The sequence below is a fragment of the Streptomyces sp. NPDC003016 genome, assembly GCF_053591455.1.
The window spans coordinates 1-22,208 of sequence record NZ_JBSFTV010000056.1 but is presented as its reverse complement, the minus strand read 5'-3'; the positions used below and the strand labels follow the sequence as shown (position 1 = coordinate 22,208).

Annotated in this window: 25 protein-coding genes; 13 read left to right on the top strand and 12 right to left on the bottom strand. The window is 70.1% G+C overall.

From position 1 onward, the window contains the following. Positions 1-17 precede the first annotated feature (17 nt). Positions 18-773: an aquaporin gene (locus tag ACWDZ4_RS32090; RefSeq protein ID WP_451511905.1), complete on the bottom strand. Its 756-nt coding sequence runs from the start codon at positions 771-773 to the stop codon at positions 18-20. Between the two features lie 220 nt (positions 774-993). Between ACWDZ4_RS32090 and ACWDZ4_RS32085 the strand changes: the two genes are divergently transcribed. Together ACWDZ4_RS32085 and ACWDZ4_RS32080 are read left to right on the top strand one after the other, a co-directional pair. Beyond that, a complete protein-coding gene (locus ACWDZ4_RS32085) occupies positions 994-1,329 on the top strand; it encodes a hypothetical protein (RefSeq protein ID WP_451511904.1) in 336 nt (111 codons plus the stop codon). A 147-nt stretch (positions 1,330-1,476) separates the two neighbouring features. Further along, positions 1,477-1,764, top strand: coding sequence for a hypothetical protein (locus ACWDZ4_RS32080; protein ID WP_451511903.1), 288 nt, complete (start codon positions 1,477-1,479; stop codon positions 1,762-1,764). Between the two features lie 66 nt (positions 1,765-1,830). Here ACWDZ4_RS32080 and ACWDZ4_RS32075 read toward each other — a convergent pair whose 3' ends face one another. Next, complete coding sequence (locus tag ACWDZ4_RS32075) at positions 1,831-2,571, bottom strand: SDR family NAD(P)-dependent oxidoreductase (RefSeq protein WP_451511902.1); 741 nt, start codon at positions 2,569-2,571, stop codon at positions 1,831-1,833. On the opposite strand from ACWDZ4_RS32075, the gene ACWDZ4_RS32070 reads away from it, so the two are divergent. After that, a complete protein-coding gene (locus ACWDZ4_RS32070) occupies positions 2,565-3,125 on the top strand; it encodes an SDR family NAD(P)-dependent oxidoreductase (RefSeq protein WP_451511901.1) in 561 nt (186 codons plus the stop codon). The two genes, ACWDZ4_RS32075 and ACWDZ4_RS32070, sit on opposite strands and share 7 nt — an antisense overlap. Before the next feature lie 275 nt (positions 3,126-3,400). Here the strand turns inward: ACWDZ4_RS32070 and ACWDZ4_RS32065 are convergent, their stop codons facing one another. Then, a complete protein-coding gene (locus ACWDZ4_RS32065) occupies positions 3,401-4,141 on the bottom strand; it encodes a class I SAM-dependent methyltransferase (protein ID WP_451511900.1) in 741 nt (246 codons plus the stop codon). Positions 4,142-4,319: 178 nt separating this feature from the next. Between ACWDZ4_RS32065 and ACWDZ4_RS32060 the strand changes: the two genes are divergently transcribed. Then, positions 4,320-4,508: a hypothetical protein gene (locus ACWDZ4_RS32060; protein WP_451511899.1), complete on the top strand. Its 189-nt coding sequence runs from the start codon at positions 4,320-4,322 to the stop codon at positions 4,506-4,508. A gap of 39 nt (positions 4,509-4,547) precedes the next feature. Here the strand turns inward: ACWDZ4_RS32060 and ACWDZ4_RS32055 are convergent, their stop codons facing one another. From ACWDZ4_RS32055 to ACWDZ4_RS32045, 3 genes are all read right to left on the bottom strand, one after another. Beyond that, complete coding sequence (locus ACWDZ4_RS32055; protein WP_451511898.1) at positions 4,548-5,288, bottom strand: cation transporter; 741 nt, start codon at positions 5,286-5,288, stop codon at positions 4,548-4,550. Beyond that, on the bottom strand, positions 5,289-5,624 hold the full coding sequence (locus tag ACWDZ4_RS32050; protein ID WP_451511897.1) for an ArsR/SmtB family transcription factor: 336 nt from the start codon (positions 5,622-5,624) through the stop codon (positions 5,289-5,291). Between the two features lie 314 nt (positions 5,625-5,938). Beyond that, positions 5,939-6,682 (bottom strand): SIR2 family NAD-dependent protein deacylase, encoded by a 744-nt coding sequence (locus tag ACWDZ4_RS32045; RefSeq protein ID WP_451511896.1) that lies wholly within the window; start codon positions 6,680-6,682, stop codon positions 5,939-5,941. Positions 6,683-7,006: 324 nt separating this feature from the next. Between ACWDZ4_RS32045 and ACWDZ4_RS32040 the strand changes: the two genes are divergently transcribed. Further along, positions 7,007-8,530, top strand: a complete 1,524-nt coding sequence (locus ACWDZ4_RS32040) for a family 43 glycosylhydrolase (protein ID WP_451511895.1) — start codon at positions 7,007-7,009, stop codon at positions 8,528-8,530. Next, the gene (locus tag ACWDZ4_RS32035) at positions 8,530-9,924 is read left to right on the top strand and encodes a family 43 glycosylhydrolase (RefSeq protein WP_451511894.1); all 1,395 of its coding nucleotides are present in this window, start codon (positions 8,530-8,532) and stop codon (positions 9,922-9,924) included. Before ACWDZ4_RS32040 ends, ACWDZ4_RS32035 begins: the two co-directional genes overlap by 1 nt. A 382-nt stretch (positions 9,925-10,306) precedes the next feature. On the opposite strand, the gene ACWDZ4_RS32030 is transcribed toward ACWDZ4_RS32035, so the two are convergent. The 4 genes from ACWDZ4_RS32030 to arfA all read right to left on the bottom strand — a co-directional run bounded on the left by ACWDZ4_RS32030 (position 10,307) and on the right by arfA (position 15,044). Continuing rightward, positions 10,307-11,179, bottom strand: a complete 873-nt coding sequence (locus ACWDZ4_RS32030) for a carbohydrate ABC transporter permease (protein ID WP_451511893.1) — start codon at positions 11,177-11,179, stop codon at positions 10,307-10,309. Beyond that, a complete protein-coding gene (locus ACWDZ4_RS32025; protein WP_451511892.1) occupies positions 11,176-12,087 on the bottom strand; it encodes a carbohydrate ABC transporter permease in 912 nt (303 codons plus the stop codon). The genes ACWDZ4_RS32030 and ACWDZ4_RS32025 overlap by 4 nt, the downstream gene beginning before the upstream one ends. Then, positions 12,084-13,442: a hypothetical protein gene (locus ACWDZ4_RS32020; RefSeq protein WP_451511891.1), complete on the bottom strand. Its 1,359-nt coding sequence runs from the start codon at positions 13,440-13,442 to the stop codon at positions 12,084-12,086. The genes ACWDZ4_RS32025 and ACWDZ4_RS32020 overlap by 4 nt, the downstream gene beginning before the upstream one ends. A gap of 90 nt (positions 13,443-13,532) precedes the next feature. Continuing rightward, entirely contained in the window at positions 13,533-15,044 is a 1,512-nt protein-coding gene (gene arfA, locus ACWDZ4_RS32015) for an arabinosylfuranosidase ArfA (protein WP_451511890.1), read from the bottom strand. A gap of 294 nt (positions 15,045-15,338) precedes the next feature. Between arfA and ACWDZ4_RS32010 the strand changes: the two genes are divergently transcribed. The 5 genes from ACWDZ4_RS32010 to ACWDZ4_RS31990 all read left to right on the top strand — a co-directional run bounded on the left by ACWDZ4_RS32010 (position 15,339) and on the right by ACWDZ4_RS31990 (position 18,939). Further along, on the top strand, positions 15,339-16,367 hold the full coding sequence (locus ACWDZ4_RS32010) for a LacI family DNA-binding transcriptional regulator (RefSeq protein WP_451511889.1): 1,029 nt from the start codon (positions 15,339-15,341) through the stop codon (positions 16,365-16,367). A 355-nt stretch (positions 16,368-16,722) separates the two neighbouring features. Next, positions 16,723-17,247: a hypothetical protein gene (locus ACWDZ4_RS32005; protein WP_451511888.1), complete on the top strand. Its 525-nt coding sequence runs from the start codon at positions 16,723-16,725 to the stop codon at positions 17,245-17,247. A 247-nt stretch (positions 17,248-17,494) separates the two neighbouring features. After that, positions 17,495-17,914: a helix-turn-helix transcriptional regulator gene (locus tag ACWDZ4_RS32000; protein WP_451511887.1), complete on the top strand. Its 420-nt coding sequence runs from the start codon at positions 17,495-17,497 to the stop codon at positions 17,912-17,914. Between the two features lie 10 nt (positions 17,915-17,924). Beyond that, positions 17,925-18,341 (top strand): VOC family protein, encoded by a 417-nt coding sequence (locus tag ACWDZ4_RS31995; RefSeq protein WP_451511886.1) that lies wholly within the window; start codon positions 17,925-17,927, stop codon positions 18,339-18,341. A 394-nt stretch (positions 18,342-18,735) separates the two neighbouring features. After that, a complete protein-coding gene (locus ACWDZ4_RS31990) occupies positions 18,736-18,939 on the top strand; it encodes a cold-shock protein (RefSeq protein WP_093797295.1) in 204 nt (67 codons plus the stop codon). A 176-nt stretch (positions 18,940-19,115) separates the two neighbouring features. Here the strand turns inward: ACWDZ4_RS31990 and ACWDZ4_RS31985 are convergent, their stop codons facing one another. Beyond that, positions 19,116-19,490: a hypothetical protein gene (locus tag ACWDZ4_RS31985; protein WP_451511885.1), complete on the bottom strand. Its 375-nt coding sequence runs from the start codon at positions 19,488-19,490 to the stop codon at positions 19,116-19,118. 440 nt (positions 19,491-19,930) lie between these two features. Between ACWDZ4_RS31985 and ACWDZ4_RS31980 the strand changes: the two genes are divergently transcribed. Then, positions 19,931-20,134: a cold-shock protein gene (locus tag ACWDZ4_RS31980; RefSeq protein ID WP_451511884.1), complete on the top strand. Its 204-nt coding sequence runs from the start codon at positions 19,931-19,933 to the stop codon at positions 20,132-20,134. Positions 20,135-20,278: 144 nt separating this feature from the next. Then, positions 20,279-20,902, top strand: coding sequence for a histidine phosphatase family protein (locus ACWDZ4_RS31975; protein WP_451511883.1), 624 nt, complete (start codon positions 20,279-20,281; stop codon positions 20,900-20,902). Between the two features lie 97 nt (positions 20,903-20,999). On the opposite strand, the gene ACWDZ4_RS31970 is transcribed toward ACWDZ4_RS31975, so the two are convergent. Then, the coding region (locus tag ACWDZ4_RS31970; protein ID WP_451511882.1) for a molybdopterin-dependent oxidoreductase at positions 21,000-22,208 on the bottom strand (1,209 nt) is incomplete at its 5' end.

Below are 22,208 nucleotides of genomic sequence, written 5' to 3'. Positions count from 1 at the left end.
CGTCGCGTCAGGAGGCGTCACGCGCGGCGGGAGAAGATCCGGCCTCGCGAACCGTTGCTCAGCACCAGGCCGGAGGGGAGCGGGCGAGCCGCGGGTGGTCCGTAGAGAACAGTCGCCAGGACGGTGCCGAGGAGGCCGCCGAGGAGCTGGGCGCCGATGAAACCGGGGAGCGACCCGGGGGCGATGCCGGTGAGGGAGTCCGTGAGCGAGCGGCCGACCGTCGCCGCGGGATTCGCGAAGGACCCCGACGAGGTGAACCAGATCGCTGCGGCGATGTACGAGGCGACTGCCACCGGGGCGAGTTGTGCGCGGCCTATGCGGTCCAGCCCGTACACCAGCAGCACCAGTCCGGCCGTGGCGACCGTTTCGCCGAGCAGCAAGTGGCCGGCGGACCGCACTTGGGTGGACCAGACACCGGGCGGCCTGCCGAACATCGCTTCGGCGAGCAGGGCTCCTGCGACAGCTCCGGTGAGCTGCGCGGCGATGTAGACACCGGCCTCCCGGCCACTGAAGTCGGTCCTGTCGGGCCGCCGGGACCACCATGTGAACAGGGTGATCACCGGGTTGAGGTGAGCCCCGGAGACCGGGCCGAACAGGACGAGCAGCAGGCCGAGTCCGATCGCCGAGGCCAGTGCGTTGGCCAGGAGCCGGACTCCGGCGTCCTGGCTGAGCCCGGTGGCCTGGAGGCCGGAACCGATGACGACGGTCACCAGAGCCGCGGTCCCCACCAGTTCGGCGGCCGCTCGGCGTGGCAGTGCCTTCTCGATGTCCATGGTGCGATCCCTCCCCCGGATACAGTACAACGGAAAATATATTCCGCATCTTGGAAAAGATGGAAGGTTCTTGTCCGGGCCGGGCTCCGGCTCGGGGGTGCTTGTCCTGCATTGTGACGAAATGCTATTGGGGGCATTCGGGTGGTGGGTGGCCCCGTACGCAACTGGGCGTCGCCCCACGGGAGTCCTGTCCGTCAGTGACGACACCCAGGAGATTCCGATGAACGGCAATGGCACAGAGGCTTCCGCACTTCCGGTCAGGACGCCGCAGTGGGCACTCGACCCGTACCGCTTCCCGGGTCTGCAGGACTTCGACCAGCAGGACGACACGGGAGCCGTCGAGAGGGACGAGGACTGTTTCCCGCCCGCCCCGGGCCTCGAGCGACGACTGCCCTTCACGCTGAGCGCCGCCGACAAGCGCCGCCTGGACCTTCACGCCGCCCTGACCACCACCGGGATCGCACCGCTCCCCGGCGACCTCGAAGCCATCTACGTCCTCAGCATGCTCGACGACACCACCATCGGTGCCGTCCTGCGATGGATCACCAGCCCTTGACCGCCCCCGCCGGCGCGGACCGGGGAAAACCCCCCGTCCGCCGGGGCGGGCGATCACATACCCTGAACCGGGCGCCGGTCGGCGCGGTCACACCGGGCCGGCACCGCACCACCCCTCTGGCCGGCAACTTCAGGATGGAAGCAGCCCATGGTATTGATGATCCTCATCGGCGCGGGCATCGTAGGCGTAGTAGTCATCGGCATCGTCGCCGCAGTGATCCTGAGCCGGCGCAACCGCAGTGGCGGCGCGGCACCCCTCCAGGGGGGTTACCCGCCCCAGCACCCGCAGTACCCGGTTCCGCAGGGTCAGGCGTACCACCCGGTTCCGCAGGGCCAGGCGTACCCCTCTGCTCCGCCGAACCAGCCCCCGTACAACCCCAACCCGTACCCCCAGCAGAACCCGTACCCCCAACAGCCTCCCTTCCAGGGGCAGTGAGCGGGTGCGGCCGCTGCGCGGCAGGACCCTCCGGGCACAACGCGCCGTCGTTGTGCCCGGAATGCTTTATCGGCCTCCGGAGACCCTCAGGACCGTACCGGTGGTGTAGGAGGCATCGGCCGACAGGAGCCAGGCGACCGCGGCGGCGATCTCCGAGGGCTCGCCGGGCCGTCCGAGCGGGATCTGGGCAGCCGCCCTGGCCGGGCGGCCGGGGTCGCCCATGGCGGCATGCATCTCGGTGTCGATGATGCCGGGGGCGACGGCGTTGACCCTGATGCCGTCCGGGCCGAGTTCCTTGGCGAGACCGAGAGTCAGGGCATCGGTGGCCGCCTTGGTCGCGGCGTAGTGGACATAGTCGCCGGGGCTGCCGAGGGTGGCCGCCGCCGAGGAGATGTTGACGACGGCGCCGGATCCCGCACCCGCCATGTCCCGGGCGGCTCGGCGGCAGCACAGCAGGTAGCCCAGGAGGTTCACCTCCACCACCCGCCGCAGATCCTCGGTGCGGGCGTCGGTGAGCCTGCCGAGCGGGCCGGTCACGCCGGCGTTGTTGACGAGTCCGGTCACCTGCCCGAGTTCGGCGGCGGCCGTGTCGAACAACCGCTCCACGTCCGCCTCGTCGGAGGTGTCGGCCCGCACCGTGACGCAGCGGGCCCCCGCCGCGCGCACGGCGGCCGCGGTCTCCTCGGCGGCCGCGCTGTTGCTGACGTACGCCAGGACCAGATCATGTCCGTCGGCTGCCAGCCGGACGCACGTCGCAGCGCCGATACCTCTACTGCCGCCTGTGACGACGGTGACGGGACGTGACATGCGCTGACTCCTGTGATCCTCGGCAAGTGGGTCGTTTCGCAACCGAGTTCTACCTCACCGCCGGGCCGGGCGGCTGCGCGTTCCGATCGGCGAACGCGGCGAACGCGGCGAACGCGGCGAACGCGGCGCCAGGGCAACCGGGTCCACCATGTCCGCGACCGCGACCGCGATGCGAAGCGCTGAACCTGCTGCGCGTCACCCGGGGACGCGTCGTCAACGTCGCGTCCATGCTGAGGTTCTTCGGCGGCCCCAAGGCACCCGCCTGCACGGCCAGCAAGGGCGGCGCCCTGCGACTGACCAAGGCGCCGGCCGTCGCGTGGGCGCCGGCCGGGGTGCGGGTCAACGCGGTCGCGCCCGGCTGGATACGTACCGCCCTGGCCTCCGAGTTGCAGGAGGGCGACGCCTCGGCCCACAGGATCACGGACCGTACGCCGATGGGATGTTGGGGGGAGCCGGCCGACGTCGCCGGAGCCGTCTCCTTCCGGTGCGGTTCCGACGCGCGGTTCATCACGGGCGCCGTGCTCCCGGTCGGCGGCGGTTACCTCGCCGTGTGACCGTGTGACCGTGTGACCGCGCCCCGTGCGTCCGGTGGCCGCGCGAGCCCGCCAAGGTCTCGACGGTCTTCTCGGAAGTCTCCGTGAACAGATCGGAGGGGTAGCCGGCGGACACGCAGGCGGCGCGGTTTGTTCACCTCGGCCGGCAGGCTCTCCACCCCGACTCCGGCGGGATCGGCCTTGCGTTCGGCGAAGAAGGACCTCCCGCCGCCGACGGCCCGGCCTCCGGTCGGGCGAATTCCGGAGGTCGGGCCACCGGGACGTCCGGTCGGTCGTCAGGCGCGGCAGCGCAGCATCTCCAGTGGGGGGTTGGCGAGGCAGTCCGCCCAGAAGTCCGCACCGAACTCGCGCACGCCGGCGTCGGACACCTCCAGCGGGACCCAGGCCAGTTCACCGAATCCGGCCGCCCGCAGACACTGTTCGTAGACCTCGCGGCGCGGGCAGGCGGTGACGAACGAGATCGGCGGGTCGAGCAGAGCCGTGATCCGGACTCGCGGTCCGGTCTCGATCTCCTCGCCGGTCGGCTCGCAGAGAAAACCGTACTTGTCCAGGGACGGCCCGTCGAAGCGGTAGTCGGGTGACTGGGCGAGCACGAAGAACTCGGCGCCGGGCGCCAGGCTCCGGTGCACATTGCGGCACATCCGCTCCATGGCGGCGATGTCCTGCGCGTAGTTGAGCAGCTGAACCCCTGCGGCAAGGTCGAAGCACCGCCCGAGGGGCCGCAGTTCGGACACATCGCCCACCTCGTAACGCACACCCAGCGGATCGCGCTCCTCGAACGCCCGCGCCGCAGCGACCATTTCACCGGAGATGTCGACTCCGAGCACCTCCGCGGCGCCACGCCGCTTGAACTCCCTGCTGTAGAAACCGGTGCCGGAGGCCAGGTCGAGGACCGACTTGCCGCGCACGTCCCCGACCATGCCCAGGAAGCTGGGAACCTCCCCGTACTGCGCCAGCGGCAGGGCCTTGAAACCCTCGAACGCCTCACCGATCTCGTCGTACTGCTGCGTGCTCACCGTGCTGTCCTCCCCTGTGCGTCCTCATGTCCTTGGCCACGGCTCCCTCCCCGTGGCATGCCGCTGCCTCTGGTCGGCAGTCTCTACGGGCCCCGGCAGACCGGTGTACTGGCAGAAGCCACAAAGATCCGGACGCCGTCCCGGCCTCCTGTACGGGCGGGCGCACGGGTGCGAGCGGATGGTGGACGTCCTCGGTGCGATCTTCGGCGGGGCCTGGGCTGTCCTCCGCGGAGCCGTCCGCGGCGAGACCGGCATCCGCTTCGTCATCCACGGCACCCGCACCGGCGAGGAGAAGAAAGCGAAGCCCGGCGAAGCGCCGTTCCAAGTGAACGAGCGGTACGCCGGGCTGCCCCCGACCGGCGTGTGAACAACCGTCACCTGACGGGCCGTTCGCCGGTGGCCGGTTTCAGGGCACATGCAATAGTCGGCTCTTGCTGACTCCGAGGGAGTAACCGGGGCGGCAGCCGCAAGGGTCGGCTTCCGTGACGGCCGTCGGCGTCTCAGGGGAGGTGGTGGGCGCGCAGCAGCCCTTGCCCTGCCAGGCGTCACGGCCCTCCTTGACGGCGACGGCGGCGATGACGAGGGCGGCGATCGGGTCGGCCCAGGACCAGCCGAGCAGCAGGTTGGCCAGCAGGCCGGCCAGGAGCACGGCGGAGAGGTACGTGCAGAGCAGGGTCTGCCGGGAGTCGGCGACGGCGGAAGCGGAGCCGAGTTCCCGGCCGGCCTTGCGCTGGGCAGCGGACAGGAAGGGCATGACCGCCAGGGAGAGGGCGGCAAGCACGATGCCCGGGAGCGAGTGCCCGGCTTCACCGGTGCCGGTGAGCGCGCGTACGGAGTCGACGGTGACGTAGAGCGCGAGAGCGAAAAAGGAGACGGCGATGATCCGCAGTGTCCGCTTCTCCCGGGCTTCCCGGGTGGCGTGGTCACGGGCGGAGAACTGCCAGGCGACGGCTGTGGCGGAGGAGACCTCGATGACGGAGTCGAGTCCGAAGCCGATGAGCGCGGTGGAGGACGCGAGGGTGCCGGCGGTGATCGCGACGATGGCCTCGACGACGTTGTAGGTGATCGTCGCGGCGACCAGCAACCGTATGCGCCGGGAGAGCGCGTCGCGGCGGACCGGGCTCGGTCCGAGGGATGTCGCCGTCATTCAGCAGCAGCCCTTCTCGTCCGCGTCCGCGCAGGTACGGTCTGCCTCGACGGCGACCACCGCGTTCCGGAGGTCGTCCAAGGCGTGCCCGAGGCGTTCGTCGGCGAGTTCGTATCGGGTGCGCCGGCCGTCGGGCACGGTGACGACCAGGCCGCAGTCCCGCAGGCAGGCCAGGTGGTTCGACAGCCGGGTACGGGAGATCTCCAGGGCGTCGGCGAGATCGGCCGGGTAGGCCGGGGCCTGACGCAGAGCGAGCAGGATGCGGCAGCGGATGGGGTCGGCCAGCGCACGACCGAACCGCGCCAGCACTTCGATGTCAGCGGCGATTGTCAGCACACCCCAACAGTACACGCGAACCTGAATTCAGGAAATCATGGATCGATGGTTCCTGATGCGTCGGCGTACCTCTGGGCCGTAGCCGTAGCCGTAGCCGTAGCCGTAGCCGTAGCCGTCTTGCGGTTCAAGGGGCGTCCGGCGCAGGCGCGGGGGAGAACGCCGCGTCGGGAGCCGGGCCGGTGTCCACGGTGGGCGGCATCGCCGTCGACCGAGGCCCGCGCGACCCGGACGCCATCAGTCGGTCGGCGCCGCCCGCCGGGAGGGCCTCCGCAGGGGCCGGAAGACCGTACGGCCCGAGTCGTACGGACCCGGCCTCAGGCCGCCAACTGCTTCAACAGGGCCGGCAGCGCCGTTCCGATCGGCTCGCGCACGACCTCGTCGGCCACTTCGTCGTAAGGGGTCGGCTCGGCGTTGACGACGACGAGCCGCGCGCCGTACTCCGCCGCGATCCCCGCGAGCGAGGCGGCCGGTTGCACCTGGAGACTGGTGCCGACGGCCACGAACACATCGCTCGCCCTGGCGATCGACAGCGCCTCACCCATCACCACGGGGTCGAGCCGCTGCCCGAACATCACGGTGGCCGACTTGAGGATGCCCCCGCACGCGCGGCACTGCGGGTCCTCCTCACCCGCCTCCACCCGTGCCAGCGCCTCCTCCATCGGGGCGCGGATGTGGCAGTCGGTGCACACCGACGACCGGGCGCTTCCGTGGAGTTCGAGCACTTTGCGGGCGGACAGCCCGGCCATCTGGTGCAGGCCGTCGACGTTCTGGGTGAGGACCCGGACCGGAACCCCCGAGCGTTCCAGCTCGGTGATCGCCCGGTGGGCGTCGTTCGGCCGGGCGCGCAGCGCGGGACTGTTCAGGCGCATGCGCCAGGCGCGGCGCCGGATGTCGGGGTCGGACATGTAGAAGTCGTACGTGACGAGCTTCTCGGCCTCCGGGTCACGCCGCCACAGGCCGTTCGGCCCCCGGTAGTCGGGGATGCCGGAGTCCGTGGAGATCCCTGCTCCGCTGAGGACGGCGACCAGAGGCCGCCGTGCCGTGCCCTTGTCACTCATGGGATCGAGCGTAGGCGGCGCGGCGCGGCGTCGTCGACGGGATTGATCCTCCCTCCCGTCCGGATCCGGTTCGGCGGCTCGGGTTCGTCTCTCCCCGGCTTGTGAGAGGCAACCGGTTCTGACGTTCCTCACACGGTGTTCGAGCAGTCAGGTACCGGGCAGGGCGGTGCGGTGCGTGGAAGCCGCCAACGGCCTTTTGTGGCGCGGCCGTTGACAGCGGGGTTGCGTTTTCCTACGGTGACGCCCGACCGTTACATCGATGTAAAGAGCGTTCTCCCCACGCCCTCCCCACGCCCTCACCGGGGCCACGCCGAAGGGACCACCATGCCCCCGCACTCACCCGACGGCCCAGGACGCACCGCTCGAACCGTCGTCTTCCCGACCGCTCTCCTCGCCCTGCTCCTCGGACTGCTCCTCGCCCTGCTCCTCGGACTGGCCCCGGCCGCTCCGGCCGCCCGGGGCGCAACACCGGCCGCAGCCCCGGCCGCCCCGCCCGGACCGGAGGCGACGGCGGCTGCCGCAGGCACCTTCCGCAATCCGCTGAACACCGGCCCCGACCCGTTCATGACGCACTGGAAGGGTGCCTACTACCTGACCAGCAGCCAGAACGACCGCATCACGATGTGGCGCTCTCCCTCACTGAGCACCCTCCTCACCGCCGACCCCATCACCGTGTGGACCGACACGGACGCCTCCCGGAACAAGAACATCTGGGCGCCGGAGTTCTACCGCTTCGGCGACCGCTGGTACCTGTACTACACGGCCGACGACGGCGTCGACGACCATCACCGGCTGTACGTCCTGGAGTCGGAGCGCGACGACCCGGCCGGTCCGTACCACTTCAAGGCGAAGCTCGCTCCGCCCAACCACCAGGACGACTTCTCCATCGACGCCGGGGTCCTCCAGCACGACGGCCGGCTGTATCTCGCGTACAGCGGGATCAACCAGTACCAGCACAACGGCCTGAACATCGCCCCGATGTCCACCCCGTACACCGTCTCGGGCGACGCCGTGGCGATCGACGCCGCCGGAGGATGCCCGGAGGTCCGCGAGGGCCCGGAGTTCCTCCACCGGAACGGCCGTACCTGGATGACGTATTCGGCCTGTGACACCGGCAAGCCGGACTACCAGGTGTGGATGATGTCCCTGCCGCAGACCGCCGACCCGCTGGTGCCCGGCAACTGGACACAGCACTCCGGCCCGGTCTTCTCCCGCGCCGACGACCGGGGCGTGTACGGCCCCGGCCACCACGCCTTCTTCCGCTCCCCGGACGGCACCGAGGACTGGATCGTCCACCACGCCAAGACCACGTCGGCGTACACCTACGGCAACCGCACCACCCGGGCCCAGAAGTTCACCTGGAAGGCCGACGGCAGCCCCGGCTTCGGCCGGCCGCTCGCTCTCGGCGCCACCCAGGACCTGCCCTCCGGCGATCCGGGGTCCGGCAACTACTGGATCAACGACGACGGCCGTTCCAGCGGCCCGGGGAGCGTCACCTACGGCGGCCGGTGGAACTCCGGTACGGGCTGCGCCACCCAGTGCTTCTGGAGCGACGACCACTGGAGCGACCGCGCCGGAGCGACCGCCACCTTCTCCTTCACCGGGACCCGGATCGCCCTGCTGTCCGTCGAGGACGTCGGCAACGGCTACGCGGCCATCAGCGTCGACGGCGGCCTGGAGACCCGCGTCGACTTCCACGGCGCCCTCCGCACCGGTGAGGTGCTCCAGTACCTGAGCCCGAAGCTGCCCTCCGGACCGCACACCCTCAGGGTGCGCGTCACCGGCGAACGCAACCCGCAGTCGCAGGCCGCTCATGTCAGCATCGACCGAGCCGAGGTGTACTCCTGATGAAGCACCTGACAGACCGGAAGCGGACGCCACGAAGGACAGCACACCCACGGTCCGTACGTTCGGCGGCCGGGGCCCTCGCGGCGCTGCTCGCCCTCGTCCTCGCGTGGACCTCGCTCGCCGTGCTTCCCGCGGCCGCAGCCGTGGGCGGCCCGGTCCTCGACCGGAACTTCCCCGACCCGGACATCGTCAAGGCCGGCAGCACCTACCACGCCTACGCCACCAACGGCGACGGCAAGAACATCCAGCGCGCCACCTCCACCGACCTGGTCAACTGGTCGGTCGCGGGTACGGACCCGCTGCCCCGCGTGGGGAACTGGGCGGTGCCGGAACGCTCGCTGGTCTGGGCGCCCGAGGTCTTCGACAACGGCAACGGCTTCACCATGCTCTACACCGCGCGCGACCGGGCCACGGACAAGCAGTGCATCGGTGCGGCCCTGTCCGCATCACCGCAGGGCCCGTTCCAGCCGGCCGACGGTGCGCCGCTGGTGTGCCCGGGGGACCGGGGCGGAGCGATCGACGCGTCCTCGTACACCGAGAACGGCCGGCGCTACGTGCTGTGGAAGAACGACGGCAACTGCTGCGGCCAGGACACCTGGCTGTACCTCCAGCCCCTCTCCTGGGACGGTACGCGCACGACCGGAGCCGCCACCGGGCTGATCAAGCAGGACCGCTCCTGGGAAGGCGCGCTCGTCGAGGCGCCGACGCTCGTCAAGCACGGCGGCCGTTACGTGCTGCTCTACTCGGCCGGCCACTACGGGGACGCCTCCTACAAGACCGGCTACGCCACGGCGACCTCGCTGAACGGCCCGTACACCAAGGCCCCCTCCCCGCTGATGACGACGGACACCTTCGCCGGCTCCGTGCGCGGACCGGGCGGACAGGACGTGGTGACGGGCCCGGACGGGCGTGACCGGATCGTCTTCCACGGCTGGAGCGGCGACTACTCCAGGCGCGCGATGTACGTGGCCGACCTCGGCTGGGCGAACGACCACCCCGTCGTGCGCGGCAGCAAGGTGATCTACCAGGCCGAGAACGCCCGGGTGAACAACGCGGTGGTACGGGACGCGGCGGGGGCTCTGGACGGCAGGGCGGTCGGCCACATCGACCACGCCGACAGCTTCGTGGAGTTCACCGTCTTCGCAGCCTCCGCCGGCCGGCACACCCTGACCGTGCGCTACGGCAACGGCTCCTCCAGCGGCGGTTCGCCCGTCACCTCCTCGCACCGGCTGAGTGTCAACGGCAACGCGGCGGACCCGGTCGGTTATCCGCACACGGGCTGGGACAACTGGCGTTACGTCAACAGGGAAATCACCCTGACCGAAGGGTGGAACACCGTCCGCCTCGCCAAGGGCGACCACTGGGCGGAACTGGACTCCATCGAGATCGCCTGACGGACCTGACCCGCGGGCGGACCCGACCTGCGCGCGGACAGGCCCGCGGGCGGACCCGGCCCGTGGGCGGGCATCACCGCTCCGCTCGGTCGGCGGGTGCGGCGCAGTGGTGCCGGTCGGCCGCCCAGGAGAGGAGGATGCGCAGTCCGTCGGGGGGAGGGGGTGCCCGCTTCAGCCGCCCGGCCGGACTCGGCCGTGTGTGTGGTCGCGGCCCTGGCCGGCCGGCCCCGAATCCGTACCGGTGGCCGCGGCCACCGGGCGTACGGATTCGGGGGCACTTCCTCGCGGGAATCCGCGAACTCGCACGCGTCCGGCCCTGGAACCCCGTCCGGCCCTGGAACCCCGTCCGGCCCTGGAACCCCGCCCGGCCCTGGAACCCCGCTCAGCCCTTGAGCCCCGAGCGGGACACGCCCTCGATCACCCACCGCTGGGCGACCACGTACAGCAGCAGCACCGGCAGGCTCGCGACGACCGCCCCGGCCATCAGCAGGTCGTACCGGATGTTGTTGGCCCCCTGGAAGTTGGCGAGGCCCACGGGCAGCGTGAGCGACTCCGGGCCGAGAAGGACGTACAGCGGCCACAGGAAGTCGTTCCAACTGGCGAGGAAGGCCAGCAGGGCCAGCGTCGCCAGCGCCGGACGGGACAGCGGCAGGACGACCCGTACGAAGATCTGCCAGCGGTTGCACCCGTCGATCTCCGCGGCCTCCTCCAGCTCGCCGGGCAGCGAGAGGAAGAACTGCCGCAGGAAGAAGACGCCGAACGCGCTCGCCGCTCCCGGCACGATCACCGCGGGCAGCGTGTCGATCCAGGCCAGCTCGTTGACCAGCAGGAAGTTGGGCACCAGCAGGATCACCGGCGGCACGAAGAGGGTGGCCACCACGCAGGTGAAGATCGCACCCCGGCCGCGGAACTCCAGCCGGGCCAGCGCGTACGCCGCAGGAGTGGCCGTGGCGAGCACCAGGGCGGCGTGCGCGGTGGCCACGAGCAGGCTGTTGACCAGCCACCGCAGGACCGGGCTGTCGGTCGCGCTGAAGATCTCCTGGTACGCGTCGAGGGTCGCGGGGCCGGGGAGCCACTCCGGGGCGCTCGCTCCGGCCGACTCCCGGTCCTTGAACGACGTGACGAGCATGTAGAGCAGCGGGCTCAGATACAGGGCGGCGACCACCCCCAGGACCAGGTGGAGCAGCGAACGGCGCACCCGGTGCCCGGCCGGCGGCCGGTTCGTGGCGTCGGAGCGTGGCGGTGCGAGGGTCATGACGTCTCCTGCCGGTCACGGAAGACGCGGAAGACGACCGCGCTGGTGACCATGAGGGTGAGGGCGAGCAGGAAGCTCATCGCCGAGGCGGTGCCCATGTCGAAGCGGCGCAGGCCGGTCTCCGCGATGAGGAAGATGGCGGTCTTCGTCTCGTCCGCCGGCGCGCCCGTGGTGATCAGATAGGACTGGCCGAACATGTTCGCCGACGCCAGGAGCGTGGAGTTGACCACGAACAGGGCCACCGGCCGCAGTCCCGGCACGGTCACGTGGCGGAAGCGCTGCCAGGGGCCGGCCCCGTCCACCTTGGCGGCTTCGTACAGCTCCGCCGGGATGTCCTGGAGTCCCGCCAGGTAGATGACGGCGTTGAAGCCGAGCGTCCACCAGACGGTGACCCCGACCAGGCCCCACCAGGCGGCGGGCGTGTCGGTGGTCCACTGGGTGTCGTCCGGCAGCCCGAGCGCGCCGAGGTAGTGGTTGACCATGCCGATGTTGCCGTCGAGCAGGAAGCGCCACAGCAGACCGACGACGGCGACCCCGAGGACGTACGGTGCGAAGTACACCGCCCGGTAGAAGTTCCGTCCCCGGAACTTGCCGTTCATCAGCAGCGCCACCAGCAGCGGCACGACCAGGAGGAAGGGCAGCGACAGAACGGTGAAGATGCCCGTCGCCCTCATCGCGATCCAGAACCGGCCGCCGTCCACACTGCCGCTGTCCATCAGCTCGGTGTAGTTGTCCAGCCCCACGAACGGCTTGGCGGCGAAGTTGATGTCCCAGTCGTGGAGGCTGATCCACAGCCCCCAGCCGATCGGGATCACCATGAACGCGGTGAAGAGGACCAGGTACGGGGTGAGGAAGACGTACGGGGTCCACCACCGGTAGGAGCGGGTGGCGAGACGCGCGGCCCTCACTTCGCGTACTTCTTCTTGTTCTCGGCGAGCAGCTTGTTCGCGGTGGCCACCCCGTCGCGCAGCGCCCGGGCGGGCCCGGCCTTCTTCAGCACGGCCTGCTGGACGGCGAGTTCGAGCGCCTTGCTCTGTACGTCGCCGACGCCCGGCAGCGCGGGCAGGAAGCGGAAGGCGTTCACGTCCCCGGCCAGCGCGACCTGCGGGAGACCGGCGACGGCCGGGTCCTGGCGGACGGAGTTGCGCGCCGGGATCATGCCGGCCTCGGCCCACTCGGTGGACTGCTTGCTCATGTAGTCGATGAAGAACTTGGCTGCGGTGACCTTGTTCTTGTCCTTGGCGCCCTGCGAGGTCAGCACAAAGTTGTGCGAGGCGCTCCACATGGCTGCCGTACCGCCGATGTTCGGCAGGGCGTTCATGCCCCAGCGCAGGTTCCGGGCGTTGTCCTTGAGGTCGTTGATCTGCCAGATGCCGTCCCAGGTGAAGCTGACCTTGTTGTTCTTGAAGGCGTTGTACTGGGCGTCCTGGGCGACCTGGTCCGGGCTGAAGTTCTTGTCGACCTGGGCGACCATCCACTCCAGCGCCTCGACGCCGGCGTCGGATCCCCACTGCGCGCTCGTCCCGTCCTCGCTGTAGAGCTCGCCGCCGAACTGCCACAGCAGCGACATGAACATCAGGTGCCCGGGCCACTTGTTGGGCATCCAGAACGGGTTGGTCACGCCCTTCTCGGTGAGCGCGGTCAGCGCGTCCTCGAAACCGGCGCGGTCGGCCGGTGCCTCCTTGAGGCCGATGCGCCCGAGGTGGCTCTCGTTCCAGTAACCGGCGAGGCAGTGCACGTCCAGCGGCACGCTGTAGCGGTGCCCGTCGTAGACGCCGGCCTGCCACACGGCGGGGATGAAGTCCGACTCGGTGAGCTTCAGCGCGGAGACGACGTCGTCCAGCGGCACCAGGGTGCGGCGCGCGGCGAAGGTGGCGACCCAGTCGTTGTGGATGACGGCGACGTCGGGGCCCTTGCCCGCGGTGATCGCGGTGGGCATCGCCGGGTAGAGGTCCTGCCACTGGCGGGTCGTGTTGCGGACGCTGATCCGGCCCTCGTACTCCTTGTTGAAGGCGGCGAGCATCTGCTTCATGTGCGGGCCGTCGCCGCCGGTGAAGCCGTTCCAGTACTCCAGGGTGACCTTGGGGCCCTGGTACTCACCGCCGTCGAAGCTGGGGCCGGCGTTCTGGGAACCGCCCTGGTCCGCGCCGAGTTCGGTGCCGCCGCTGCACGCGGTCAGCAGCCCGGCGGCGCCGGTGCCGGCGGCCAGGCCGAGGAAGGTGCGGCGGCGCAGGTGTTCGCGGGACAGAGGGACGGTGCTCATGGTGTGCTCCTTCGCTGGGGGCCTTGGGTGTCCTGGAGCGGCGAACCGAACCGCCGCCGTGAAGGGGGGAGAGGGGGAGGGGAGAAGTGGTCAGGCGGTGACGAGCCGGACCATCGACCAGGAGGCCGGGGGCAGTTCGACGGTGAGCCGGCCGCCCTCCGTCCTGGTGCCGCCGACGGCGGCCGGGCGTACCCGATCCGGCTCTTCACGGGTGTTCGCCGCCGCTGCCGCCGCTCCCGAACCGTCGAGCACCACGTGCCCGGCGACGCGCAGGCCGGGCAGCGGGCGCAGGTCCAGCGTGAGCGTGAGCGGCGAGGTCCGGTCCCGGTTGACCGCGAAGACCGCCACGTCGCCGCTCTCCTCGTCGTACGTCGCGGTGGCCCACAGGGCGGGGACCTCGCCGTACCGCGCCGTCTCGACCACCGGCGACTGCGGCTCCACGCGCAGGACCGTGCCCCGGGCGTGGCGGGCGGTGAGCGCGAAGGGGTGGAAGACCGTCTGGCGCCAGGCAGGCCCGCCGGGTTCGGTCATGATCGGCGCGATGATGTTGGCCAGCTGGGCCTGGCAGGCCAGGTCCACCCGGTCGGCGTGCCGGAGCAGGGTGATCAGCAGGCTGCCGACGACCACGGCGTCGACGGTGTCGTACACGTCCTCGATCAGGCGCGGGGCGGGGCGCCACTCCAGCGCGGACTCACCGGGGAAACGGCTCTGGTACCAGACGTTCCACTCGTCGAAGGAGAGCTTGATCTTCTTCTTGCTGCGCAGCTTCGCACCGATGTGGTCGGCGGTGGCCACGACGGAGCCGATCATCTGGTCCATCTCCGCGCCGCTCGCCAGGAACGAGTCCACGTCCCCGTCGACCGGCTGGTAGTACGCGTGCAGCGACACCATGTCGACGTGCTCGTACGTGTGCTCCAGCACCGTCGCCTCCCAGGAGGCGAACGTGTCGATGTACGCGTTGGAGCTGCCGCAGGCGACCAGTTGGAGGGCGGGGTCGAAGCGCTTCATGGCGCGGGCCGTCTCCGCCGCGAGCCGGCCGTACTCCTCGGCGGTCTTGTGCCCCATCTGCCACGGGCCGTCCATCTCGTTGCCCAGGCACCACAGCCGGATGCCGTGCGGCTCGGCGACGCCGTGCGAACGGCGCAGGTCCGAGAGGGCGGTGCCGCCGGGGTGGTTGGCGTACTCCAGCAGGTCCAGGGCCTCGGCCACGCCACGGGTGCCGAGGTTGACGGCCATCATCGGTTCCACGCCGGTGCGGCCCGCCCACGTCATGAACTCGTTGAGGCCGAAGGCGTTGCTCTCGATGCTGCGCCAGGCGTAGTCGAGCCGGGTCGGGCGGTCCCCGGCCGGGCCGACTCCGTCCTCCCAGCGGTAGTTGGAGACGAAGTTGCCACCGGGATAGCGCACCAGTGTCACGCCGAGCTCGCGGGCGAGGTCCATGACGTCCTGGCGCAGGCCGTCGGCGTCGGCGGCGGGGTGCCCGGGCTCGTAGATCCCGGTGTACACCGAGCGCCCCATGTGTTCCACGAAGGATCCGAAGAGACGCCGGTTCAGGCCCCCGACGCGGAAGCCGGGGTCGAGGGTGAGACGGGCCGTGGCCATGTGCGGGACTCCAGGTGTCGGTGCCGGGGTGAGCGAGGGGTGCGAGCTCCGGAGGCGCCCGGTCCGGAGACGTTCCGGCAGGCGTGGCCCGTGGCGTTCGACCGTCCGGACGCTGCGGCTGGGCGTAAGATTTGCATCGTTGGAACAGCGTTGTAAATAGGTCGTGTGCCATGGTTTTCCCGCCGTCGGGCCTGCCCGCCGGACTCGGGCGTTCCCCCGGTGATCAGGTGTGCGACGGTGGTCGTTCACCTCACGGACGGGCATCTTGGGACATGAACGGAAGGTGGGTGTGCGGTGGCGAGCCTGAAGGACGTGGCACAGCGGGCCGGGGTGTCGGTGAAGACCGTCTCGAACGTCGTCAACGGGTACGCCTATGTGGCGTCCGGGACCCGCGAGAAGGTGGAACTGGCCCTGGCCGAGCTGGACTACCGGCCCAACCTCTCGGCGCGGAACCTGCGCCGCGGCCGTACCGGAGTCATCGCGCTCGCCGTCCCCGAGCTGGACGCCCCCTACTTCGCCGAGCTCGCCCGCTCCGTCATCAAGGCGGCCGCCGAGCGCGGCTGGATGGTGCTGATCGACCAGACCGACGGCGTCGCCGCGCGCGAGCGCGAACTCCTCCAGGGCGTCCGTGAGCAGTCGGTCGACGGGCTGATCTTCAGCCCGGTGGCGATCGGCCGTGACGACCTCGCGGCCCGCACCGACGCCACCCCGCTGGTACTGCTGGGCGAACGCGTCCTCGACGGCCCCACCGACCACATCGCCGTCGACAACCAGAGTGCCGCACGTGAGATGACCGCCCACCTCGCCGGACTCGGCCACACACGGATCGGTGCCATAGGGGCGCAGCACCGGCCCGGCATGGGCACCGCCCGACTGCGGCTGGCCGGCTACCGCGAAGGACTCGCCGCCGCCGGACTGCCGTACGACGAGGAGCTGGTCGCCCCCACCCCGGCCTACCGGCGCGCCGACGGGGCGGAGGCGATGCGCCGGCTGCTCGCCCTGCCCGAGCCGCCCCGGGCGGTGTTCTGCTTCAACGACCTCCTGGCCCTGGGGGCCCTGCGCACGGCCCTCTCGCAAGGGCTGCGGGTGCCCGAAGACGTGGCGATCGCCGGGTTCGACGACATCGAGGACGGCCGGTACAGCACGCCCACCCTCACCACCGTCTCGCCGGACAAGGACCGGGTGGCGAAGACCGCGGTCGAGCTGCTGGACACCCGCATCGACGCCGGCCGGCGGGCGGGGCGAGGGGCGGCCGCCTGCCGTGAGATCGAGGCCCCCTACCGGCTGCTCGTCAGGGAGAGCACCGTGGGACGGGCCGGCTGACGCGCCTCCTCACGAGCCCGCGGCCGCACACGGTCCCCCTCTCCCACCCGTCCGTCGATGCGCCCGCGCGGGAAGTCGGCGTCGCCGCAGGCGCCTCGGTCGCCGCCATGCCGGGTGCCACTGCCGGTCCGGCCACCGCTGCCACCGGCACGACGGCGGGCACCGCCGCCGAGGACGGCCCCTGCTGCCGAACGGCCGCATCGGCATCCAGCTCCACACCCTGCGCGACCAACACCCCACAGGCTTCGCCCGCGTCTTCGAGGAGTCGGCCCGCTACGGCTACGAGGAGGCCGGGTCCGCCGTTTACGCGCAGGGTTCGGCAGGCGCCACCAGCCTGGCCGAGATCCACCTCCTGATGCGCGACAACGGCCTGAAGCACGTCGGCATCGCCGGCGGCCCGTGGCGCTCCGGCAACACGGCCGGCGCCATCAAGCGCGCCGCCCACGACTTCAACCGCTACGGCGCCGCCGCCCGCGAACGCGGCATCAAGTTCCACCAGCACGACCCACGCCGACGAGTTCGGGTTCACCAGCGACCGGCCCGACGTTCGCCTCCACGACGTCCTGCTCGCCGAGGGCGCCCCCGAGTTCCTCCACTTGGAGAGGGACATCTTCTGGGCATACGTCGCACAGCACCGCTTCGGCAGGCGGCCGGACGACACCCCCGCCCCTTCGGCCACGTCCTCGCCAAACCCGACCGCTACCCGCTCTTCCACGTCCAGGACGCAGAGCACGAGAAGGCCCTCAGCAACGGCTACCGCATGGTGGACGTCGGTGACAGCGACATCGACTGCCAGGAGTTCATCAGCGGCGTGAACCAGCTGATGCGCCGTCGGCCACTCCCCGGCCCCCTGCGGTCGCTGCGTAGGTCCCGGAACTGACAGCTCACGGCCTTGTCCTTCCGGAGCCGCCGGTGGACACCGGCCGTTCTCCGGGCCCCATGGCCGAGCAGGCGTCGGTCCGCGGGAACAGGAAGTCCGCCTTCGTCCTTCGGCACGACCACCGGACGGCCACGGTTTGGCGCAGGGCGCAGGGGGAACCGACGGCTGTCCGCCGGCCCGGCCCGGTGCTCACGCGGGAAGCCCCGGCTCTCTGCTGCGGCGCCGGGCGCTGTGGGATGGTGGTCGCGTGACCCTGGAGGATCTCGTCCGGCTGCGCCGGACCCGTGACCTGATGGACCGCGAATACGCGGAGCCGCTGGACGTTCCGGCGCTGGCGCGCGTCGCCCTCATGTCGCCGGGCCATTTCTCCCGCAGCTTTCGCGCCGCCTTCGGCGAGACGCCGTACAGCTACCTGATGACGCGCCGGATCGAGCGGGCGAAGGCACTGCTGCGGCGGGGCGACCTGTCGGTGACGGAGGTCTGCTTCGCGGTCGGCTGCACATCGCTGGGATCGTTCAGCTCGCGGTTCACCGAACTGGTCGGTGAGAGCCCGAGCTCATACCGGGCCCGCCGCCATGACGAGGGCGCCGCCGTCCCGGCCTGCGTCGCCAAGATCCACACGCGACCGGTCAGGAATGGAGAAGCCGAACCCGATCCCGGCCCATAGCGTGAAACGCATGGACATCAAGCTTTCGCAGTGCTTCGTCGCCGTCGACGACCACGACCAGGCGCTCGCCTTCTACCGGGACGTTCTCGGCCTGGAGGTGCGCAACGACGTCGGGTTCGAGGGGATGCGCTGGGTGACCGTAGGGTCGCCCTCGCAGCCGGACGTGAACATCGTCCTGGAACCGCCCGTGGCGGACCCGAACGCCTCGCCGGCCGACAAGCAGGCCATGGCGGAGCTCATGGCGAAGGGCCTGCTGGGCGGCGTCATCTTCTCGACCGACGACTGCGACGCGACCTTCGAGCGCATCAGCATGGTGGGCGGCGAGGTGCTGCAGGAGCCGATCGACCAGCCCTACGGCGTCCGCGACTGCGCCTTCCGCGATCCCTCCGGCAACATGCTGCGCTTCAGCCAGCCTCGCGGGCAGTGAGCTCTGGGCCCGCGAACCGGGCGCTGCCCGCCCGGCCGGGAGCGGAGCCCGGGCCGGCCGAGGAGTGGACGGCGGCGCCTCCTCGGCCGGGCCCTGCACCCCGCGCCCTCAGATATCTATTGCCGCGGCAGTAGAAATTTGTGCAATACGCGGTGAGAGTTTATGACGCACCGGGCGGAGTGATATTACGTGCCGCGCTTCGCCGCTTGCACTGTGCTATGTTGATGTCAGTTGCAGTTGTGGTTCCCAAAGACTTCAAGTGCCCTTACCGGCTCCTGTGCCGGTAGGTGCACTTTTGTATTGCCGGTGTTGTTTTCCGGGCGGGACAATCATTGCGGCGACTCGGGGTTCGCACAGTGCGAGCCCTTGGGCATTGCCCCGAAGGAGATATGACATGGCTACTGGCACCGTGAAGTGGTTCAACGCGGAAAAGGGCTTCGGCTTCATCGAGCAGGAGGGTGGCGGCCCCGACGTCTTCGCCCACTACTCGAACATCGCCGCCCAGGGCTTCCGTGAGCTGCAGGAGGGCCAGAAGGTGAACTTCGACGTCACGCAGGGCCAGAAGGGCCCGCAGGCCGAGAACATCGTTCCCGCCTGACGCTGAAGCGTACGACGCAGCTGGGGCCCGCACCTTTGGGTGCGGGCCCCAGCTCGTTGCGTTGTCGCGGTTCTGATGCGCGCGCTGTCACGGTTCCGTGAACGGTGCGGCCACGCCGTGCTCTGTGGTATCACCCCGTACGGGCCGGTGACGAGGGCCCGGGCGGGGGTGGAAACTCAACGGTCCGAGTAGCTGAAGTCCCCTATCGTCCATGCGCTTACGTCCTCGATGGCGATGCGGTACATTCCGCCGGTTTCGGGAATCCCGACACTGCCCTGGAGGATCCTCGCGACATGAAAATGCAGATGGGTGGGGGGCCGGTCCTGCTTCGGACGGAGATCCGTGTCGGCGGCCATGAAGATGCCGGCAAACGGACCCAGCCGATCCGAATCCTTCAGTACCTCGGCGACTCGCTCCCGCCACACGGCCTCGGGAGCCAACCGTCCAGTGATGACAGCTCCACCGGCAACCACGGTGAGTGACATCTGATTGCAGTGCTCGGACTCCACCGTCGCGGCGACGTCAACGAGCAGATCATCAGGGTTCGACATGGCAGGTGATTTTACTACCGTTGAACCTCGCGCCGGTAGGCCGACTTGCGGACGCCGACGAGGCGGGCCCCTGTCCGGCCCGGAGGAGCGGAGCGCCTGTGCCCCTCCCGGATGTGCCCCCTCCGGAGCGTACCGCGTTCCCGGTCTGGGGCCCGGCCCCAGACGCCGTAATTCGGTATAGGGGTGTCGGTGAATCCGAATATGTCGCTTTGCAGGCACAGAAAATTAGGCAATGCGCGACGAAGGTTTATGGCCTGACGGTCGTGATGATATTGCGTCAGGCTCCCGGGCGCTTATGCCGTGCTACTGTTTGGTAGTCATGGGTAATGGTTGTTGAATGAGCTTTTCTGCTCATGGTGCACTTTCGGGCGGGGAATCCCGCGCGGCGACACGGGGATCGCACAGCACAGGCTTTGAAACCGCTCACAAGGAGGTACGACATGGTTACCGGAATCGTGAAGTGGTTTGACGAAGCCAAGGGTTTCGGCTTCATCGAGCAGGCAGGCGGCGGCGCTGACGTGTTCGCTCACTTCTCGTACCTCGCCGATCGCAGTCTTCTCGGGCTGCTCGAAGGCCAGGAGGTTGCCTTCGAGCTCAGGCCGGGCCCCAAGGCCCCGCATGCAGTGAACATCGTTCTCGCCTGAAGCTGAAGCTGAAGCTGAAGCCGAGCCGAAGCCGAAGAGCCGGCCCTGGCCCCCAGGACCTTTCTGGAGGGAACCGAGGGGCAGGGTTCCCGCGTCCACCTGCGCAATGCGCAAGATCAACGACGTTGACAGGGGACCCGGGACATGAAGGACATGGCCACTCGATATCTCTACCTCACTCGGCACGGTGAGGCGTCAGCGGACGAGACGGCTCTGACCGAAAACGGTCGCCGTCAAGCTGTTCTCCTCGGTGAACGGCTCCGTAGTGCCCCTCTGTCGGCGATCCACCATGGCCCGCTGCCCCGGGCGGAGCACACGGCCCGGCTGATCGGTGAACAGCTCGACGGTGTCCCGCTGCATCCGTCGGAGCCGGCGGGGGACTACGTCCCCCACGTGCCGCAGAAGCAGGAACTGCCGCCGGACTCGGTCGATCTCATGCTGGACTTCCTGGCCCGGCTTCCGGCGGACGACCGTGAGCGGGGCCCCGCGCTGGCCCGGCAAGCACGTGCGGAGTTCACGGGGCCGGTCGAGGGCGACCGGCCCCGTCATGAACTGGTCGTCACCCATAACTTCCTCATCGGATGGCTGGTCCGAGCCGCCCATGACGCGCCCGAATGGCGCTGGATGGGCCTCAACCACGGCAACGCGGCCCTCACGGTCATCCGGTACACGCCCGGCAGGCCGTCCAGTGTGCTCCTGTACAACGACATGCGGCACTTGCCCGCAGAGCTGCGCTGGACGGGCTTCCCGCCCGAACTCCACATCTGACCAGCAACAGCCGTCCGGACCAGCCAATCCGCTGACCACCGGGAAACGGAGGGTCAGCACACGGAGCCGGAGTTCAGTGGCTCCCCGCGTGGCCCGGTCAGTCGACGGTGACGACCACCGAGTGCCAACCGCTGGCGCCGTCGGGGATGGTCCGGGTGCGCTTCTCGGTCTGGACTTGGCCGGTGCGGTCGGTGGCGCGCACGGTGAGGGTGTGGCCGCCGGGGGTGGCCTTCCAGGGGAAGGACCATTGGCGCCAGGTGTCGACGGTGTCCTGGGCGGCGAGGTCGGCGGGGCGCCAGGGCCCGTCGTCGATACGGATTTCGACCTTCTCGATGCCGCGCTGCTGGGCCCATGCGACGCCGGCGACCATGACGGTGCCCGCCTTGGGCCGGGCGAAGGGCTTGGGGGTGTCGATGCGCGTCTGTGTCTTGATGGGAGCCTTGCGGGACCACTTGCGCTTGACCCAGTACGGGTCGTAGTCGTCGAACGTGGTCAGTTCGATGTCTTCGATCCACTTGCAGGCGGATACGTATCCGTACAGTCCCGGCACCAGCATCCGGACGGGGAAGCCGTGCACGAAGGACAGCGGCTCACCGTTCATGCCGACTGCGAGCATCGCGTCGCGGCCGTCCATGACGTCCTCGACCGGCGTGCCCAGTGTCATCCCGTCCACCGAGCGGGCCACCAGCTGGTCGGCGGGGCCGCCCCGGGACGGCGGCTTGACCCCGGCCTCGCGCAGCAGGTCCGCCAGCCGCACCCCGATCCAGCGGGCGTTGCCCACATACGGGCCGCCGACCTCGTTGGAGACACAGGTGAGGGTGATGTCCCGCTCGATCAGCTCCCGGTCCAGCAGGTCCTGGAAGGTGATGGTCGTCGGGCGCTTGACGCCCTTGCCGTGGATGCGCAGCCGCCAGCTGGTGGCATCGACCTTCGGCACCACCAGAGCGGTGTCGACGCGGTAGAAGGACTTGCTGGGCGTGGTGAAGGAGCTGATGCCCGCGATCCGCAGCTGCGCGCCGGAGGGTACCGGCGGTGCGGGCGAAGCGGGCGGCGGGAGCACCACCTGGGCGCGCGAGGCGGCCGCGTCCCGGGCGCGACCACCGTTGAGCGTACGGCCCAGCACACCGGCACCACCGGAGACGGCTGCCGCCGCCGAGGCGGCGATCAGGAATCCTCGCCGGTCCCACCCGTTGCCGGCGCCCGGCGAAGCGTCCGGGCGGCGCCGTGCGGTGAGCCTGCCGATCAGTACGTAGAGCACAGCGGCGCCGACCACGGCACCGACCAGGGAAGGCAGCCCGTCCGCGAG

Bases quoted from the DNA above. Each gene is read 5' to 3' on its own strand.
- ACWDZ4_RS32090 (WP_451511905.1), bottom strand. From the start codon at position 773: ATGGACATCGAGAAGGCACTGCCACGCCGAGCGGCCGCCGAACTGGTG.
- ACWDZ4_RS32085 (WP_451511904.1), top strand. From the start codon at position 994: ATGAACGGCAATGGCACAGAGGCTTCCGCACTTCCGGTCAGGACGCCG.
- ACWDZ4_RS32080 (WP_451511903.1), top strand. From the start codon at position 1,477: ATGGTATTGATGATCCTCATCGGCGCGGGCATCGTAGGCGTAGTAGTC.
- ACWDZ4_RS32075 (WP_451511902.1), bottom strand. From the start codon at position 2,571: ATGTCACGTCCCGTCACCGTCGTCACAGGCGGCAGTAGAGGTATCGGC.
- ACWDZ4_RS32060 (WP_451511899.1), top strand. From the start codon at position 4,320: ATGGTGGACGTCCTCGGTGCGATCTTCGGCGGGGCCTGGGCTGTCCTC.
- ACWDZ4_RS32055 (WP_451511898.1), bottom strand. From the start codon at position 5,288: ATGACGGCGACATCCCTCGGACCGAGCCCGGTCCGCCGCGACGCGCTC.
- ACWDZ4_RS32045 (WP_451511896.1), bottom strand. From the start codon at position 6,682: ATGAGTGACAAGGGCACGGCACGGCGGCCTCTGGTCGCCGTCCTCAGC.
- ACWDZ4_RS32040 (WP_451511895.1), top strand. From the start codon at position 7,007: ATGCCCCCGCACTCACCCGACGGCCCAGGACGCACCGCTCGAACCGTC.
- ACWDZ4_RS32035 (WP_451511894.1), top strand. From the start codon at position 8,530: ATGAAGCACCTGACAGACCGGAAGCGGACGCCACGAAGGACAGCACAC.
- ACWDZ4_RS32030 (WP_451511893.1), bottom strand. From the start codon at position 11,179: ATGACCCTCGCACCGCCACGCTCCGACGCCACGAACCGGCCGCCGGCC.
- ACWDZ4_RS32020 (WP_451511891.1), bottom strand. From the start codon at position 13,442: ATGAGCACCGTCCCTCTGTCCCGCGAACACCTGCGCCGCCGCACCTTC.
- arfA (WP_451511890.1), bottom strand. From the start codon at position 15,044: ATGGCCACGGCCCGTCTCACCCTCGACCCCGGCTTCCGCGTCGGGGGC.
- ACWDZ4_RS32005 (WP_451511888.1), top strand. From the start codon at position 16,723: ATGCGCGACAACGGCCTGAAGCACGTCGGCATCGCCGGCGGCCCGTGG.
- ACWDZ4_RS31995 (WP_451511886.1), top strand. From the start codon at position 17,925: ATGGACATCAAGCTTTCGCAGTGCTTCGTCGCCGTCGACGACCACGAC.
- ACWDZ4_RS31990 (WP_093797295.1), top strand. From the start codon at position 18,736: ATGGCTACTGGCACCGTGAAGTGGTTCAACGCGGAAAAGGGCTTCGGC.
- ACWDZ4_RS31985 (WP_451511885.1), bottom strand. From the start codon at position 19,490: ATGTCGAACCCTGATGATCTGCTCGTTGACGTCGCCGCGACGGTGGAG.
- ACWDZ4_RS31980 (WP_451511884.1), top strand. From the start codon at position 19,931: ATGGTTACCGGAATCGTGAAGTGGTTTGACGAAGCCAAGGGTTTCGGC.
- ACWDZ4_RS31975 (WP_451511883.1), top strand. From the start codon at position 20,279: ATGAAGGACATGGCCACTCGATATCTCTACCTCACTCGGCACGGTGAG.